Annotated in this window: 25 protein-coding genes; all 25 read right to left on the bottom strand. The window is 66.1% G+C overall.

Annotated features, from left to right (window positions below):
* Nucleotides 1-9: 9 nt before the first annotated feature.
* Nucleotides 10-282, bottom strand: a complete 273-nt coding sequence (locus tag H7J86_RS24400) for a hypothetical protein (protein ID WP_267294036.1) — start codon at nt 280-282, stop codon at nt 10-12.
* Complete coding sequence (locus H7J86_RS24395; RefSeq protein ID WP_267294034.1) at nt 279-551, bottom strand: hypothetical protein; 273 nt, start codon at nt 549-551, stop codon at nt 279-281. Before H7J86_RS24395 ends, H7J86_RS24400 begins: the two co-directional genes overlap by 4 nt.
* Nucleotides 535-1170, bottom strand: a complete 636-nt coding sequence (locus H7J86_RS24390; RefSeq protein ID WP_267294032.1) for a hypothetical protein — start codon at nt 1168-1170, stop codon at nt 535-537. Before H7J86_RS24390 ends, H7J86_RS24395 begins: the two co-directional genes overlap by 17 nt.
* Nucleotides 1167-1379, bottom strand: a complete 213-nt coding sequence (locus H7J86_RS24385; RefSeq protein ID WP_267294030.1) for a hypothetical protein — start codon at nt 1377-1379, stop codon at nt 1167-1169. Before H7J86_RS24385 ends, H7J86_RS24390 begins: the two co-directional genes overlap by 4 nt.
* Nucleotides 1380-1415: 36 nt before the next feature.
* Nucleotides 1416-1577: a hypothetical protein gene (locus tag H7J86_RS24380; protein WP_267294028.1), complete on the bottom strand. Its 162-nt coding sequence runs from the start codon at nt 1575-1577 to the stop codon at nt 1416-1418.
* Nucleotides 1578-1611: 34 nt separating this feature from the next.
* A complete protein-coding gene (locus tag H7J86_RS24375; RefSeq protein WP_267294026.1) occupies nt 1612-1941 on the bottom strand; it encodes a hypothetical protein in 330 nt (109 codons plus the stop codon).
* Nucleotides 1942-2000: 59 nt separating this feature from the next.
* Nucleotides 2001-2300, bottom strand: a complete 300-nt coding sequence (locus tag H7J86_RS24370) for a hypothetical protein (protein ID WP_267294024.1) — start codon at nt 2298-2300, stop codon at nt 2001-2003.
* Between the two features lie 778 nt (nt 2301-3078).
* Complete coding sequence (locus H7J86_RS24365; protein WP_267294022.1) at nt 3079-3573, bottom strand: ASCH domain-containing protein; 495 nt, start codon at nt 3571-3573, stop codon at nt 3079-3081.
* Nucleotides 3561-3875, bottom strand: a complete 315-nt coding sequence (locus H7J86_RS24360; protein WP_267294021.1) for a hypothetical protein — start codon at nt 3873-3875, stop codon at nt 3561-3563. Before H7J86_RS24360 ends, H7J86_RS24365 begins: the two co-directional genes overlap by 13 nt.
* On the bottom strand, nt 3872-4219 hold the full coding sequence (locus tag H7J86_RS24355; protein WP_267294019.1) for a hypothetical protein: 348 nt from the start codon (nt 4217-4219) through the stop codon (nt 3872-3874). Before H7J86_RS24355 ends, H7J86_RS24360 begins: the two co-directional genes overlap by 4 nt.
* Before the next feature lie 118 nt (nt 4220-4337).
* Entirely contained in the window at nt 4338-4697 is a 360-nt protein-coding gene (locus H7J86_RS24350) for a DUF4326 domain-containing protein (RefSeq protein ID WP_267294017.1), read from the bottom strand.
* Nucleotides 4690-4914, bottom strand: coding sequence for a hypothetical protein (locus H7J86_RS24345; protein WP_267294015.1), 225 nt, complete (start codon nt 4912-4914; stop codon nt 4690-4692). Before H7J86_RS24345 ends, H7J86_RS24350 begins: the two co-directional genes overlap by 8 nt.
* Nucleotides 4907-5158 (bottom strand): hypothetical protein, encoded by a 252-nt coding sequence (locus H7J86_RS24340; protein ID WP_267294013.1) that lies wholly within the window; start codon nt 5156-5158, stop codon nt 4907-4909. Before H7J86_RS24340 ends, H7J86_RS24345 begins: the two co-directional genes overlap by 8 nt.
* 409 nt (nt 5159-5567) lie before the next feature.
* Nucleotides 5568-6626 (bottom strand): phage Gp37/Gp68 family protein, encoded by a 1059-nt coding sequence (locus H7J86_RS24335; RefSeq protein ID WP_267294011.1) that lies wholly within the window; start codon nt 6624-6626, stop codon nt 5568-5570.
* Nucleotides 6619-7206, bottom strand: a complete 588-nt coding sequence (locus H7J86_RS24330) for a 3'-5' exoribonuclease domain-containing protein (RefSeq protein ID WP_267294009.1) — start codon at nt 7204-7206, stop codon at nt 6619-6621. The genes H7J86_RS24335 and H7J86_RS24330 overlap by 8 nt, the downstream gene beginning before the upstream one ends.
* A 1-nt stretch (nt 7207) precedes the next feature.
* Complete coding sequence (locus tag H7J86_RS24325; protein ID WP_267294007.1) at nt 7208-8194, bottom strand: hypothetical protein; 987 nt, start codon at nt 8192-8194, stop codon at nt 7208-7210.
* 54 nt (nt 8195-8248) lie between these two features.
* Complete coding sequence (locus tag H7J86_RS24320) at nt 8249-8797, bottom strand: DNA N-6-adenine-methyltransferase (RefSeq protein ID WP_267294005.1); 549 nt, start codon at nt 8795-8797, stop codon at nt 8249-8251.
* Nucleotides 8794-9645: a DNA adenine methylase gene (locus H7J86_RS24315; protein ID WP_267294003.1), complete on the bottom strand. Its 852-nt coding sequence runs from the start codon at nt 9643-9645 to the stop codon at nt 8794-8796. Before H7J86_RS24315 ends, H7J86_RS24320 begins: the two co-directional genes overlap by 4 nt.
* Nucleotides 9642-11543: a DNA cytosine methyltransferase gene (locus H7J86_RS24310; RefSeq protein WP_267294001.1), complete on the bottom strand. Its 1902-nt coding sequence runs from the start codon at nt 11541-11543 to the stop codon at nt 9642-9644. The genes H7J86_RS24315 and H7J86_RS24310 overlap by 4 nt, the downstream gene beginning before the upstream one ends.
* Nucleotides 11540-11857, bottom strand: coding sequence for a DUF7352 domain-containing protein (locus H7J86_RS24305; protein WP_267293999.1), 318 nt, complete (start codon nt 11855-11857; stop codon nt 11540-11542). Before H7J86_RS24305 ends, H7J86_RS24310 begins: the two co-directional genes overlap by 4 nt.
* Entirely contained in the window at nt 11857-12150 is a 294-nt protein-coding gene (locus H7J86_RS24300) for a hypothetical protein (protein ID WP_267293997.1), read from the bottom strand. Before H7J86_RS24300 ends, H7J86_RS24305 begins: the two co-directional genes overlap by 1 nt.
* On the bottom strand, nt 12150-12632 hold the full coding sequence (locus tag H7J86_RS24295) for a hypothetical protein (protein ID WP_267293995.1): 483 nt from the start codon (nt 12630-12632) through the stop codon (nt 12150-12152). The genes H7J86_RS24300 and H7J86_RS24295 overlap by 1 nt, the downstream gene beginning before the upstream one ends.
* Before the next feature lie 3 nt (nt 12633-12635).
* The gene (locus tag H7J86_RS24290) at nt 12636-12941 is read right to left on the bottom strand and encodes a hypothetical protein (RefSeq protein ID WP_267293993.1); all 306 of its coding nucleotides are present in this window, start codon (nt 12939-12941) and stop codon (nt 12636-12638) included.
* On the bottom strand, nt 12938-13288 hold the full coding sequence (locus H7J86_RS24285; RefSeq protein ID WP_267293991.1) for a DUF7736 domain-containing protein: 351 nt from the start codon (nt 13286-13288) through the stop codon (nt 12938-12940). Before H7J86_RS24285 ends, H7J86_RS24290 begins: the two co-directional genes overlap by 4 nt.
* The gene (locus H7J86_RS24280; protein ID WP_267293989.1) at nt 13285-14178 is read right to left on the bottom strand and encodes a DUF2303 family protein; all 894 of its coding nucleotides are present in this window, start codon (nt 14176-14178) and stop codon (nt 13285-13287) included. Before H7J86_RS24280 ends, H7J86_RS24285 begins: the two co-directional genes overlap by 4 nt.
* Nucleotides 14179-14403: the final 225 nt, after the last annotated feature.

Here is a 14403-nt window from a genome sequence, read left to right as displayed (position 1 = left end):
CGGCGATCATCACCCGTGGTCCTTCTGCGCGGCCTCTACGAACGGGCGGAAAGCTTCGGCTGCGCGCTCTACTGAGGCGGAGAATCGCTCGATTGCGTCACCCATATCGCGGAAGCTGGCGTTCAACCCCGACCACGGGTTGGCGCGGCGGCGGTGCTCCACCCCGTTCTCGTCGAACGTGGACACCATGATCGTCGGGTTGGTGGCCAGTTCGCGTTGGGCCTCGGCGATGATCTCGGCGAGTGGCCGGGTGGCGGCGCGGGGACGGCGGGTGAATCTCATTGGCGGTTCTCCTTGGCTCTCTTGGCTTCTTCGAGTTCTGCGAGGGCGCGGGCTTTGCCTTCGCGGGCGGCGCGGGCGAACTGTGAGGGGTCCTGGTGGAGGCAGACCTGGGTGCCGGCGTAGCCGTCGGGACCGCAGCGGTTGCAGGCGGCGATCGCGTCGGGGTCTAAATGAGGCGGCCGACCCGATGTTGGTTTCGGGCCGGCCGCTTCGGCTGCTTGCTGCGCGCTCACGCGCTCGTCCGCGTACGGGTCATAGGGGTCGCGCACCGCCGCCCCCAATGGATCGCCAGTCGTGGACGCGGCGCCAGGTCAGTCCGGATCCCGGGGTGGATACCTGGCGCACGAACAGGACCCGGGCGGGGTGGACGACGCCGCGCTTGATGTGTTCGGTCTGGTCGGCGTTCACGCCGAGCGCGTAGCCCGAGACGTACACCGCGTACCAGTCGTGTGCCGGGTCACCGCCCTCGGCGACGTTCAGGCGGGGGGTGGGCACCCACCCGCCGCAGTCGCAGCCTGGGGTGGCGCACACAGCGCCACGGCGGCCGTGCGTGACGGTGTCACCGGTGCGGTAGTGGCCCATCCGGCCGGCCACCATGGGGCACACCTTCGCGGCGTACACGGCGCACTCAGGGTGCAGGGGTGGCTCGTCGAACTCCAGCGCGGCGAGCTGATTCGGGCCACCGAACAACACGATCGGCGGGACGACCTGCTTACCACACAGCTGGCAGCGGCTCTCGCGCCAGCAGCGCTGCACCTTGGCGTCGTGCTGAGAGCGGAAGTCAACGCCGCCGTCGGCGAGCTGCACGTTGGCCCACGGCACGACGAACCCCGCGCCGGTGGTGGGCCGGGCGGCGCACGTCGCCGGGATCCCCACAGGCTGGCTCACGGCGCAGCCACGATGGCGAAACTGCCCGGGTCGTGATCCCGTTGGTCGTAGTGATACGGGGCCTTGATCGTGGTTTCCAGCTCCTTATCCGGGTCAACTCCCAACGACGTCGCCTGGTCGATGAACGACTGCAGCTGGGTGAGGGTCACCGTGCCGCCACCCTGAATTGCCAAGGTGATCGACGGGAGTATCTGAACGATCTGTGCCATGAGTTTCTCCTTTGTGGGACAACAGAAATGGGGGTCTTATGCCAAGCTGTCGAGGACTGCCGACAGGTGTTCGGCGTGCTCGCGGTCCGCCGCATCGCGCGGTGACCCATCGAAGTGATGACGCGGGCCACGCCAGCCGCAACCGCACAGAGCCTGCTGACCGCCGACCCAGTAGTCGGGATGGAAGCGGTGGCCCATGATGGCCTCCACCTGACCATTCCGATGGACCACGTCAGAGCCACAACCGCGTCACAGGAAACGCGTCTTCTGGAATCAATGAGTCGGTGGGGCTGACCAGCTTGAAGTGCACGCCATCGTGGTTGTAGGCGTAGAGATGATCGACGCGATGATCGTTGGGGATCGCCATGTCCGGGTCGATTTCTCCAGCGTGGACCGCCCAGCGGTTGATCTCTTCGATGAACTCACCGGCGTCGCGGTGGCCGTATCCCCAGAACGTGTCGCCCGACTCGTCCTCGATGATCGAGAATGTGACTTGATTGCCGTCGCTGTCGACGTCCTGCGTGATGAAGTGGTGTTCGTAGTTTGCTTCCGGTGCGGTCATGGGTTTGCTCCTCTGGTTCGTTGATTGCCGATAACTAGGCGTTGAGTTGGTGATCCAGGTCAGGACGCTGGTTGCCAGTCGCCCACCAGACGGCGCTGCAAAGAGCCTTCGCACTCCGCCTGCTTTCGAGCCAGCGACTCAGGTACCGGGCCGAGCCAGCCGGTCGTGCGCCACTCCTCGGTGAGTCCGAGAGCGTCGACGACCGCCGCAGCCACTGACCGGTACCTGGCCCGGTCCGCCTCGGTCAGGCGCGGATAGAGGGACCGCGGGCAGTCGGGCCACAGCGCGTGATGCACGATCTCCCCGAGTCTGTCGACGTCGGCCATCGCACGCTCAGATGCAACGGAGCGATCAGGCATCGGGGTACTCGTTTCTGCGCGCGCGGTCGGTGGTTGCGTTGGTGGTCCGGTAGGTCAACGGTTGAACTCGATTAGTTGCGGTAGAGACACGTCCGTCTTGCACGTAGTGCATGACGGGTTTTGTTGTCCTGTAAAGGTTGTCCTGTGTTGCACCCACGGGGGTGCAAGGTAAGTTGCACGGCTGCGGTGCAAGGTGGGGCCGGTTATGTTGCACCCCTAGTCGTGCATGACGGAGGTCACAATGACGGTCCAACATGCACGGTTTCGGTGCATGTTTGGAGTCCGTACCTTGCACCGATACCGTGCATGATGCTCGCCCGGATGTTGCACGGAAACCGTGCATGATGGCGGTCATTCTGGACCCGCCTTGGGCGGCAACTGGATCGGCGAAGACCACTGAAACATCTCCCCATCCGTGAACCGCCGGCCTCCCGCGCACACCACATACGCACACCGCCGAGCAACCATCTGCCCATCCCGTACGTACTGCCTGACGATCAACCGGTGATCCTTGACCGCGCGGTCGATCGCGCGGGAAGCCCGTTCCCGGTTCTGGCCCCACCCGAAGTGCTCAGACAGATGCGCGGCCGACGTCTCCCACACCCGTTTTCCCGAGTCGACTGGGGTAGCCCACGACACCAAAAACGCCATCAGGACGAACCCATCTGACCCGAGTGCCTTGTCGTGCGCACCTGACCGGATGAGGTCATCAGAGAGCCAGGTGACACCCGTGCGCTGCACCTCACCGATGAGGTGTATTGGGTTGCGCCTACCCACGTCATAGCCGCCCAGTTCTCGTGGAGGAGTCACGCGGGACCGCCGCCTGCATCTGTCTCATATGAGCGACCTGCGGGGTCCACAGGCCCAGCGCGCCCCGGCACGGGATCGGCTCGGCGAGATACCTCGGGTTCTCCAGCACCAGGTGCACGGTCTGGCGCGGGTGGCGCTCGCCCGGTTCGGCGTACGAGATCCCAGGTTCGCCCCACGGCGCGCAGCACCCGCACGCCCGGTGGACGTCGACCAGGTCGACGACGCCGATGAAGGCGCCCATCGGGAATGCCCACCGCGGCAGCTTGCCGCCGTTCCACTGCGGAACGAGCTCCTGGAACGCCTTACGCAGCACGGTGCTGTTCTCACCCTTGTCGGACCACAACTGGCCCGCGTGGATGGCCACAGGGCCCCGATACTCCCATCTCTGGGAGCGGTTCTCGATCGTCTTGCCGGCGTGGATGATTGCCGACGCCCACGGCTGCTGCACAGTCAGAGCGCGCATGACACACCTCCTTCGTTGATGCGGGTGAACATGTCCTCGAGATCAGTCAGGGTGCGGGCCAGCTGCTCTGCCGCAGCGGGCCCGGGCAGACCGGGGAACACGCGACCCGTCTCGCGGTGCTGCACCGTCCACCCCTGCGGGGTTTCGAACACGTCCCAGGTGAGGTGCGCCGGGGCGAACCCGAGGCACCCGCACGCGGCTGAACCCGCACAGATCCGGGACAGGCCGACGACCTGGTCGCGGTGGCCGGCCCGCGGGTGGCCGCAGTGACGGCACACGTCCTGCTTGCCGCGGAACGTCATGACAGGCACCCCCAGGACGCGCAGCCCGGTGAGCACGCGTGCGGGTCGCGGCCACAGTCTCGGCCCCGGGATTCGACAGCTTCGGCGGCGAGCGCGGCATCGCGGGCCGCGTGCGCGCCGAGCAAGACGCGGCACAGGTAGCAGCCAGCGCCAGCGCAGGCTGTGCGGCTCAGCTCGCCGGTGTGGACCAGCGGGGTGATCAGCTCGTCGACTGTCAGTTCCGGGTCTTCCCGAACCACGGAGCCGTCGAACCGGACTTGGGCTGCGCTGCTCCCGACGGTGCGGCGGCGCCACCACCGGCGGTTCTCGTAGACCACTGCGTACTCGCGTTTCTCAGCGCGCATGCACGCGTCGTTGCGTGGATCGCCGTGCACCTCGTCGCACGCCGAGCAGGGGTTGCAGACCGGGCAGATCACGCAGGCATTGCAAGGCGGGGCGATATGGCAGCGGCATTCGTGACAGTCAGGCATTGGCCAGCTCCAGCAGCACGTCGCCGTGGCATGGCGAGTAGGTCGGGCACCAGCAGACGAGGTCGTGTCCACGGAGCGCCGCGAGTTGCTCGGCGGTCGGCGTCTGCGTTCCCGTGCTGTAACCGACATCGAGGTTGACCCAGTTTCGGTACAGGCTCGCCGCTGTTTCGGCGTCGGGGATATTGACTGGGGTCCAGCAGCCGAGCCGCAGGAAGTGGGTCAGGCCACCGACGTGGAAGGGGTTGCCGTACGGGGTGCCTCGGCCGACGAACCGGGCCTTCTTGCCGCACCCGCACCCGCACAACGGGGTACGCCAGCCCTTCGTGCGCCTGCGTTGAATCCGCTCAGGCATCGTCGTCTGTCCAGTCGAAGAACGCGATGACCAGTCGGAACGCCCCGCCGACCACGACGAACAGCCCGAGGCCTTGCAGCAGTGGGATCCATAGCGGCGTCCCCGCCATCGCCGCTCCGACCAAGCTGCTGGCCATGGCGATAAGACACGCGATGGCGATCAGCACCAACGCCCTCCGGTGCGCCCGGGCGAGCAGCCACGCGCGGACGCTACTCATCGTCGGGCATTTCGCAGTTGGTGATCGTCATCGCGTCATAGGCGCGGCGATGCAGCGCGGCGTGGTCGGAACTCGGAAAGTGCTCCCGGCCAGTGGTTCTCGCCCAGTGATCGGCCTCGTCAGCGCGCAACAGCTCCGCGCCCTGCAACCGCATACGGACACCGACGACACGCGCAGGCAGGCGGCCAGCATCCGCGACCGGGCCGGCCTTCGACTCGTCAAACACGACAACATAGACATCCATCAGTCCGGCCACCTTCCGATGTAGAGATCGGGCCCTCGGTTGTCATCCCAGTGGGCCCGGAACATCTCCCACGTCCAACCTCGGCCGTCGTAGGCAAGATGCAGAAACCGCCGGGTCGGGGATCCTTTGTCACGCTTCGTGCTTGCCGCCCAAGTGGATCCGGCGCATGCGTTACTCACCCCGTAACCGCCGCGGGCCATGGAATCCACCCAGCCGCGCGGGGCGAGGATGAGGTGACCGACTTCGCCGCGATCGGGCCTGGCGGCCGGGTACTCGATCTCACCCCAGGTCGACACGACATCGTGGCGGCAGTCTCCAGGGCGGTCACCGATGGGATAGGGAGTGCCGCAGAGGCATTCCCCCCGAACGACAACCCGCAGTTCAATACTCTCCGCAACTGCTGTAGGCATCAGACTGTCACCGCCGCGGGGAACTCGTCCCAGGTCCGCCCGTCCAACTCGCGGCCGGCGGCCTTTTTCCCGACCCGGCGCATGCCCTGCGAGCCTGGTGGTGTCGTCAGGTCACGCTCGGACGAAGTGGGCGAGTGTCCGAGTGCCATGAAGTTCTCCACCCAGTCACCGTTGTCGTCTTGGTACAGGCCACCGGTGAATGCGTGGGTGGCACCGTCAGGACCGTGCCACGGTGCGGGAGCCCATTCGCCATGCTGTTTGAAGAAGAACGGGATACCGATCTTGGTGCACTGATCACGAAGGCCGCGGGCCCAGTTCGGGTGCATGGGCCGGGCGCGCGGGCCCGATTCACCGCCGACGATGACCCAGTCGGGCAAGACCCGATCGGGGCAGTAGCCAACGCAGAATCCGCCTGGGAAGTCATGCGTCGGGCAGTGAGAGTGCAGGTGGCTCAGTTTGATTGGGCCAAGCATCGGCTCGGCGGAGATGAACCGCACGGCGGCCGGAGTCTCCATCAGCGTGGGGATCCGGATGTCGGCCCACCGCTGATTTTCTGCGCTCACCCCGAGGTGAACGTTGGGCACCGGCCACTTTCGGTACTGGCTGAGGTGCGCGCCAGCCTGGCCGCGGCCGACCCCGCCGAACGAGAACACCATCTCCTGGAAGTCCGGTGACGACAGCAGTGACCGCATCCGGGCGTGACGTTTCGTCAGCACCATGAACGTGTGCTTGGGGTTGCTTTTCATCACCTTCCACACGTGGGCGATGAACACATCGGGGATGTCGTCGTGGAACAGGTCCGACATCGAATTCACGAACACCCGTTGCGGTTTCCGCCACTTGAAGGGATCGCCCAGTACGCCGGAGTGATGAGTCGCCGCGAACCCAGGGCCCGACGTGCGCGGGTCGCCGTCGCGCTGGTACTTGCGGTGGCCCATGCCCTTCAGCCGCTTCGCCATCGTCAGCGCGTAGCAGTGATCGCAGCCGGCCGATACGCGGTCGCAGCCCGTGGTGGGGTTCCAGACGCGGGTGGCCCACTCGATCGCGGTGTCAGCCACGGGACGCCGCCGGCATGATGTGGTTGGCGAGCATGGCCATGTTCCACCGGGCATCGGCCAGCGCATCGTGAGCGTTGGCCGGCTGGGGTTCCACCGCGGAGCGGATACCGAGACGGTCCATCTCCTGTTTGATGTCGTGGCTGTACATCGGCATGAAACGGGGGTGGTCGACCATCGCACCCCACAGCTGACACAGGGCGACGTGGTCATAGGCGCCGTAGTAGGCCCACAGCTCGGGCCAGTCTTCTTCGCTTACGGTCTCGTCGCGGTCGATCAGATCGCCGACGATGAAGTCTCGGACCTCGTTGGCGATCACCCACTTCGGCTTGACACATGCCGCAGAGCGATCCAGGTGCGTGATTCTGCGGGCGTGATTGGGGTCGGTCCAGTCCTTCTTTGTGGTGGGTAGGTGTCGTACCACGTTGTCCCACAACCAATCCGAAAAGCAGGCCCTGGCGAAATCACAGTCGGCGTTGACCGCGTAGTACTCGCGGCCGTCGTCCGCGACAATCCCAATCGAAATCAGATCGATGGTCTTGCCGTCCTCGATGAACTCTGTGTCGTAGCAGTAGACGGTCATGTCACGCCGTAACCGGTCGACCGGGGGTGTGGACGGCGGCGAGTCCGCTGCCGACCGACGGGCGGGCCAGCTCGGGGTGCCGGGCCATCCAGTCCTGGACGTACCAGAGTTGGCCGCAGCCACCGCCTATGTCGTCCTGGCCGGCGGGGTCAAACATCCGCGTGCTGTATCCCGATTCGAGCATCAGGGTCATGAAGTCCGAAGCCAGTTGGCGTTGCCGCTCGTTGGCCGCGGCGATCGACTCATCGCGTTCACAGATCACGCTGATCGTGGCCTGCCAGATCCCCGGGGTGAACAGCGCGACCAGGCGGGCCACGTCCTCCGGGGTGTTGTTCCGTTCGTGCACGCAGTAGTTGAAGAACGGCTGCCGGCCGGTCGCTTCGAACCACAGCTCGCCCTCGCGGGCGATCTCGGCCAGGGACAGCTTGGCCTTGAACGGCACCAACAAGTTTCGTGCCGCGTCGGTCGATTCGTGCACGGAGAACTGCAGGCCCACGGTGGGGACTTCTTGGCTGAGCAGCCGCAGCGGCGCGTAGTTGACGCGCGGCGCCGACGTGGAGATCAGCAGCGCCGCCCGCGGGTACAGCTCGTGAAGCTGCCGGATCGCCGGGAACAGGTGCGTCGGGTTGAGCAGCGGTTCGCCCATCGACATGAACATGATCTGCATCCGGTCCACCTGGGCTGCGTCGATGGCCTGCGAATCGAGCAGGTGCGAGGGCTGAGCGACTATCTCCGCGGTGGTGAGGTTGCGCACGAAGTTGTCGCCGGCGCCGCAGAACCTGCAGCCGACCGGGCACCCGGACTGGGTTGAGCAGCAGATCACCGTGCGGTCGTTGTACGTCGGGTACTTGTACAGCACCGACTCCGCGACCGCGGTCCCCGTGGTGAACACGAACTTCTTGACGTTCGTGTCCGACGAATCGATTTCCTTGATGTCCGGCCAGATCTCGTGATCGGTGTAGGTGCTGACGACAGGTGCAACGGACATGATTGATCTCCTTTTGTGGGGTGGGGTGATGCAGGTGCGGCGGCTATGTCGGGGTTATGCGTTGAACAGGTCCGGCTCGGCAGTCAGGGATCGATCGGTAATCCCCCAGGTGAGTAGGCAGCAGCCGAACGGCGGGCGGCTGCCGCTGGTGGACACTTCGTTACGTCGAAGGAACCTCAGCCGGCCGGGCAGGAAGTACACCCACAGCGGCGAGTCCGCGCGGTCTCGGTAGGGCTCCACCATCTGCTGCCACCAGAGCTGCTCAGTTCTGTTGGCGGGCAGCAGCATCGCAATGCCATCGGTGTTTTCGTACTCGGTCCACGCCTTCTCAACCCACGGCGCGATGTTCGAGTACGGCGGGTTACACCACACCCGTTCGCCGGCCCAGGACTGTCGAAGTCCGTCGTCGTCGTAGGTGAAGAACCGTGCGCACTTCGTGTTGTAGCTCGCCGCGGCAACGTCGAGCGTGAACGGGCCCAGCGCCTCGTCGAACCGGCCGAAGTCCTGCAGTGTCGTTGCCCGGTCGTCTGCGGCTTCGTCCGGGCCGCCGCGCGCCGCGATCTGTTGCGGGTGGTTCTGCGCCTGGAAACCAACGAGACTCATGATCGGTGCTCGTTGTCGAAGAGCGAGTGCTGCATGGAGATTGGCCGGTTTGACCAGATGACCTCGGTCCGCGCCTGGTTTTCACCGTTTCCCTGTCCAGTCATGTGCGGAATGTCGAGGCGGTGCCATCCGGCTAACGCGGTCTCGTAGAGCTCGGACGGATAGGCGGACAACACCACCGCGGCGCGGCATGCCATCAGCGCCCAGAGCAGCTCGACATGATCTGCGTGGTCGGGCATATCGACGCGGTAGCCGTTGCCGCCGCCCGGCGCGGAGCGGGTCTCACCGAGGTACGGCGGATCGACGTAGAGACAGCACTTAGGGTGTGCACCGTACTTCTCGATGATCTCCAGAGCAGGCCGGCATTCGAGGCTCACGTGGTGCAGTCGCTGGGCAGCGGCCGCCATGCGGTCGACGTACGCGGTTAGGTATCCGGGCATTCCGGTCGAGTTGCCGCCCGGGTTGACGTAGTACCGCCACCCCGTGGAACGCAGCAGGGTGCCGCCGCGACCGGCTGCGATCTGGATCCAGATCAAGCGGGCGCGCTCGAGGTCGGACAGCCCTTCGAGGTCGGCATCCCGGGCCTCCAAGTACTCAGCCCGCGAGTGCGGCGTCAGCGCGCATGCGCGGGCCAGCTGCTCTGGTTGGTCACGGAGTACTCGCCAGAACGTCATCAGCAGACCGTCGAGGTCGTTGGCGGTCTCCATGCGGCTCGGCTTCTTCGCCAGCAGCACCGCGAGCGACCCGGCAAAGGGCTCGATGTAGTGCTCATGAGCGGGGAGCAGCTCAACGATTCGGTCAGCTAGACGCGTCTTCCCGCCGTAGTAAGCGAACGGTGGTGCGGTCATGACGCCAGCTCTCGGTGCAGGGCGGCGCGGAGGCGCGCACCGATCCACGTTCCGACCGCGGGCGATACGGCGTTGCCGTAGCCGTCCACCTGCAACCGGTCGCTGCCCCAGACGATGAAAGTGCCCTTGTAGTCGGCGAAGTCGACGTCGAATCCGCATCCGCGGCCGATCTCGTGGCCGGCCATCATCCGGAAGTAGCAGTCCTCGAGCTTGAGGTCGGCCAGCATGGCGTGCCACTGAGCCGTCAGCAACCCAGTGGTTGGGTGCGCGGTGACGGTGCCCAGCGGATCCGTGACCGGGTGCGGGGCCGGGAACTGGTCTGGCTGGCTGCCGTGCTGCTTGAACCAGCCGGAGAACAGCAGACCCTGCGTCACCGCGGCGCCGACCACGGTGCCGAGCGGTCGGTCGATCGGGTAGGCCCGGTACTTCGCCTCGTCGATCGAACCGTTGCACTGCACCCGGCCCGCCGCGGTGAGCAGTCCGGGGATCTGCTCGGCGGTGAATGTTGGCATCGCCTCGCCGTGTGTGGTCGGCACGGTGTTCTTCCGGAACGGGATGACCCCGCTGGACAGCAGACCGAGTGTTTCGGAGCCGCCCTGTGTCGGCAGGCCTTCGTCGGCGCCGCGCGGTGCTCCCTGGAAGTTGTCGACGGCCAACGCCACGGGCGGGGTGATAACCCCGGTGGTGTTCGTTGCGGTCTGCGCCCACAGTGGTTCACTCAACTCGCGGCTACGGCAGTCAGATCCGGGCCGCTCGTAGGTGTTCCCGGCCGCGGCCATGATCGCGCCCGTGGACAGGATCGCCGTCTCCTGCTGGCTGGTCTGGGTCGCCATCGGCTGCCACGGGTGCTTTTCGGTCCCGTGCACCGCCTTGGCCGGCATGAGGACCGCGGGGAACTCAGCGAACCGCTGGCGGCAGCGCTCAGCGCGGGCCATCGTCGCGGCGGCCAGCGGCTTCTTGCGATCGCCGATACGGGTTCCCAGGTCGCGTAGGTCCAGTGCCGCCAGCGATGGCGTCACCGGCGGCGATACCGCGCCGCGGCAGGACGGGCAGCGGTACTCGTACTGGACGCCATAGCGGACCTGGCCAGTCGGGGGCACGCCGGTCTTCCACGTCCACACCGCCTCGACTACGCGATCGCACAACGAGCACCAGGCCGGGGGCCGGTGGTCCAGGTCGGGCGCCGGGATGCGCCGATCCCAGAACGCGATGTACAGGCGGTCGCGCGACTGCGGCACACCGAAGAACATCGAATTCAGGTACAGGACACGGTATTTGTAGCCGAGTAGGTCGAACTGCTTGAGCCACCACCGGTACGTCGTGCCGTCGCCGACCTTCTTCTTGCCCGGGATCTGAGGGCCCCAGGACTGCAGCTCGGTGGTGCACTCGACGAGGATCAACCGCGGGTGGTGCTGGGCGGCGTAGTGCAGCACGCAGTTCGCGGTCGCGCGGTCGCGCTCGGACCGGGTGACGTTCTCGTCGAACTCCGGATCTTCCAGATCAAACAGCGAAAGCCCCTGGGCGTAGGCCTTCTTCGTGTTGGCCTGGGAATGGTTTACGCACGACACACCGGCGGCCAGCAGGTCAGCAGGCGGGAGGTCCCGGGCCGAGTGGTAGTCCGATGCCTCACGGTCGACCAGATCGGCGATCCAATGCTCTGCCTCCGGGTGGTTGGCCTCGTGCACCTCGACCTTGTAGCGGTTGTGGTTGGCCGCCATGATCGTGGTGAACCCGGCATCCTTAATGCCCTTGGTCAGCCCACCGAATCCGGAGAACAGATCGACCGCGACGAGGTCGTCGTGGGCGAAGCGCCGGCGGCGTGTTGCGGGCCGGTGCTCGGCAGTGCGCGGCGTGGCTGCGGTCTTGGGGCCGGGCCCCAGTTTGAACGCGTTGGTCACCCTGGGACCTCGTCGCTGTCAAGGGGTCCGACGTAGATGTGCCAGACCAATCCCGATGGGGTAACCACGGTGTTGATGAAGGTCCAGGCGTAGCGGGTCCAGTGATCCCAGGGGGTGGGGTGGCCGGTGCCGAAGATGTAGAGGGCCCGCGGCACTGGCGGGATCCGTCCACCGGCATCCGATTCGAACCACAGATCAATGACGTCCGACCGGCCATCACGCGTGGCTGCAGCGCTGATCACCGGGCCCGTCGTTAGGCCGGCCAACTCCTGGTAGTCCTCAACGGGGACCTGAACGCGATGGATGCTGCCCATCAGTCGAGACCCGTTTCGGCCGGCGCAAGGCGGACGAGCGATGCGAGCTCGTTGAGTTGCTGAGCGAGCCGCTCGCGGCGCTCGGGGGTCTTCGGCAACCATAACGTCACGGCGCTGCGGTCGTCGTCCTGCGGTGGATGATGCAGCCTCGGTGAGCTGTGCAGCAGAAGCCGCACGGCGCTGTAGGTGACGCCCGTGTTGGAGAGCTGGGTGATCAGCTCAGTGGCCGGCTCGTCGCTGCTGTCGTCGCCGTCCCCGAGAAGCAATTCCTGGCTGTAGATGTTGACGCGCATCAGCTCAGCGCCCCGAGCCACGCAAGCAGGTCGTCTTCTGTCGGCGCGAGGTAGTCGACCATCTTGTACATCAGCTCGGGCGTGACCGGGTCTTCGCCTGCGAGCAGCACGGCGGTCCGTCTTCCAGCGCCGACCGCCCAGCCGAGCTCGAGGTGTGCTGACCGGCCGCACGGAAGGACGAGCACGAAGATATCGGCAGCGAACATGGCGGCGAAGTCACTGCTGAAACCCTCGACCGACCGTGGGTGCTCGAGAGCCTGCAGATAATCGGGGATGGGGCAGGCGTCGTTGTTGCGCTGCAGTCCGACCTCGCTCCAGTGAAACCCCGTCTTGTCGGGCGGGTTCTTGAAGTCGTATGTGTCGAATCCTTCGGCGCGCAACCTGTGAACCACGGTCTGCTGCAGGTTGTTTCGCCACGATGACGCGACGTAGATGCGGCCGCGAGAGAGGTCGGGCCGGTCGCCTTCGCTGGGATTGCTCATCTTTCATTCTCCTTGAGGTGAAGTGACATCCACGCCGAGAAGCTGGCCCCATAGGACGGGCGGGATGTCGAATTGGTTGGCGGTGAAGGTGATTCGGCGGAGGATGTCAACCTCGTGGCCGACGAGGGCGAGATGGCGCGAGGCGAACGCTTTCGCCCCGGGTAGGTCGCCGACCTTGAACGCCCATTCCAAGCGGCGATCGCAGCCGTAGCCCTCGTCGCGGGTGGTGGGACATTCAGGGCACTGGACGACCCACTCACCCGGGCCGGTGTCCTCGTCGTACGGGAAGCTGAGGACCTGTTCGGTCATCCGGCCGCCGTGACGTCGTAGGCGCCGCCGGGCAGCGCTGACACCTGCAGTGAGTCGCCGCGTGCGGCGCTGATCTTGGCGACCCAGCGGGCCAGCTTGTGGACGTTCTCGGACTGCGCCGCGGTGGGTTGCAGGGCTTCCAGCCACGGGTACTGGTCGACCAGATACTTGCGGCACACGTCGACCGCGCGGGGGATCTGGTTGAGGAACACCGGGCGGCCGGTCATGTGGCCCAGCAGGTCCTGGACGACAGCCAGCCCTTGGCTGTCGCACAGACCCGCGATGCCGCCGGTGCTCACGTAGAGCACCGACGGCATCGGGAAGCTGCGCCGTGTGGGAGTGGTCACCCGCGGTCTCGGTGCGCCAGCACCGGGATGTTGGTCTTGTCGACGATCGCGTTGACCATCTCGGCCCATGCCTGGCGCAGCAGCTGCTGGGTGGGCTTGAGCTTGATGGCCAACTTCAGCTCACCACCGGCCACGTGCAGTCGGAACCACGCCTCGACCTCGTAGGTACCCAGCCACTGCGGCGGCAGCGATTCCCCTTCGACCGGGGCGCCGACGTGGCCCTCCCACGGCCGCAGCCGCAGCGTGATGGTCTTCGGGACCTCCAGCTTGCGGGTGGACGTGCCAGCGGTGGCCGTCGTCTCCTGCGTGTAGGTGAGTTCCTGGTCGCTGGTCGACCGTTCGATCTTCGATTCGAACTTGCCGGACTGCGATGCGCGGATGCTGTTGATGATCTCCAGCAGGTCTGCCTGGTCCGGGCTGGACACGGTGTGCAGCAGTTCCTCGACGAGGTCACCGAAGTCGTACTGGTTGAACCACTTCCCGGACACCTGGTGCCAGCGGACCCAGTCCGGATCGTCGACCAGCTGGAGCACGAGGCGGTCGTCGCGCCAGCCGGCGTCGTCGGTGTCGTGGTCGTTGTAGACCGCCGCGAGCTTGCCCTTGGTGTAGTCACCCCACAGCGTGGAGACACCGATGGCCAGGGGCCGGCGGTCCAGCTCGTCGAGGAATGACAGCGTCTCGGACACCGTGCGGGTGCCCTTCGCGCGGCGCGGGGTCTCCAGGTGCTGCTCGTCGTCGATCGTCTTGAGGTCCAGGCCGCCGGTGGCGGTGGTGGCGGCGACGTGGGTCAGGCCGTCAATGTTGGTGCCGACGACGGCGATCTGCTGTGGTTCGCCGTGCAGAAGCACCTCGTCCGGCTCGATGTCGTTGGCGGAGAGCGTGTGGGTCATGGGTCAGTTGTTCCCTTCTTCTTCGGTTACGTTCCAGGGCTTGGTGATCAGTGCGACGCCACGGAGGCGGCGGCGGGCCCGACGCATCCCGTTGTCGCGGCGGGAGCGGCGGTTGTACCTCGGGTGCTCGATGTCGAGCGGGTTGACACCCGGCCGCGGCCGGGTGTGGCCACCACGTATGGGCTCAGACGGCGGACTGTGGCGACGTCGCCCCGACGCTCCGGA

The sequence above is a fragment of the Mycobacterium hackensackense genome (assembly GCF_025822555.1).
Classification (GTDB): Bacteria; Actinomycetota; Actinomycetes; order Mycobacteriales; family Mycobacteriaceae; genus Mycobacterium; species Mycobacterium fluoranthenivorans.
This window is presented reverse-complemented; position numbering and strand designations above follow the sequence as displayed.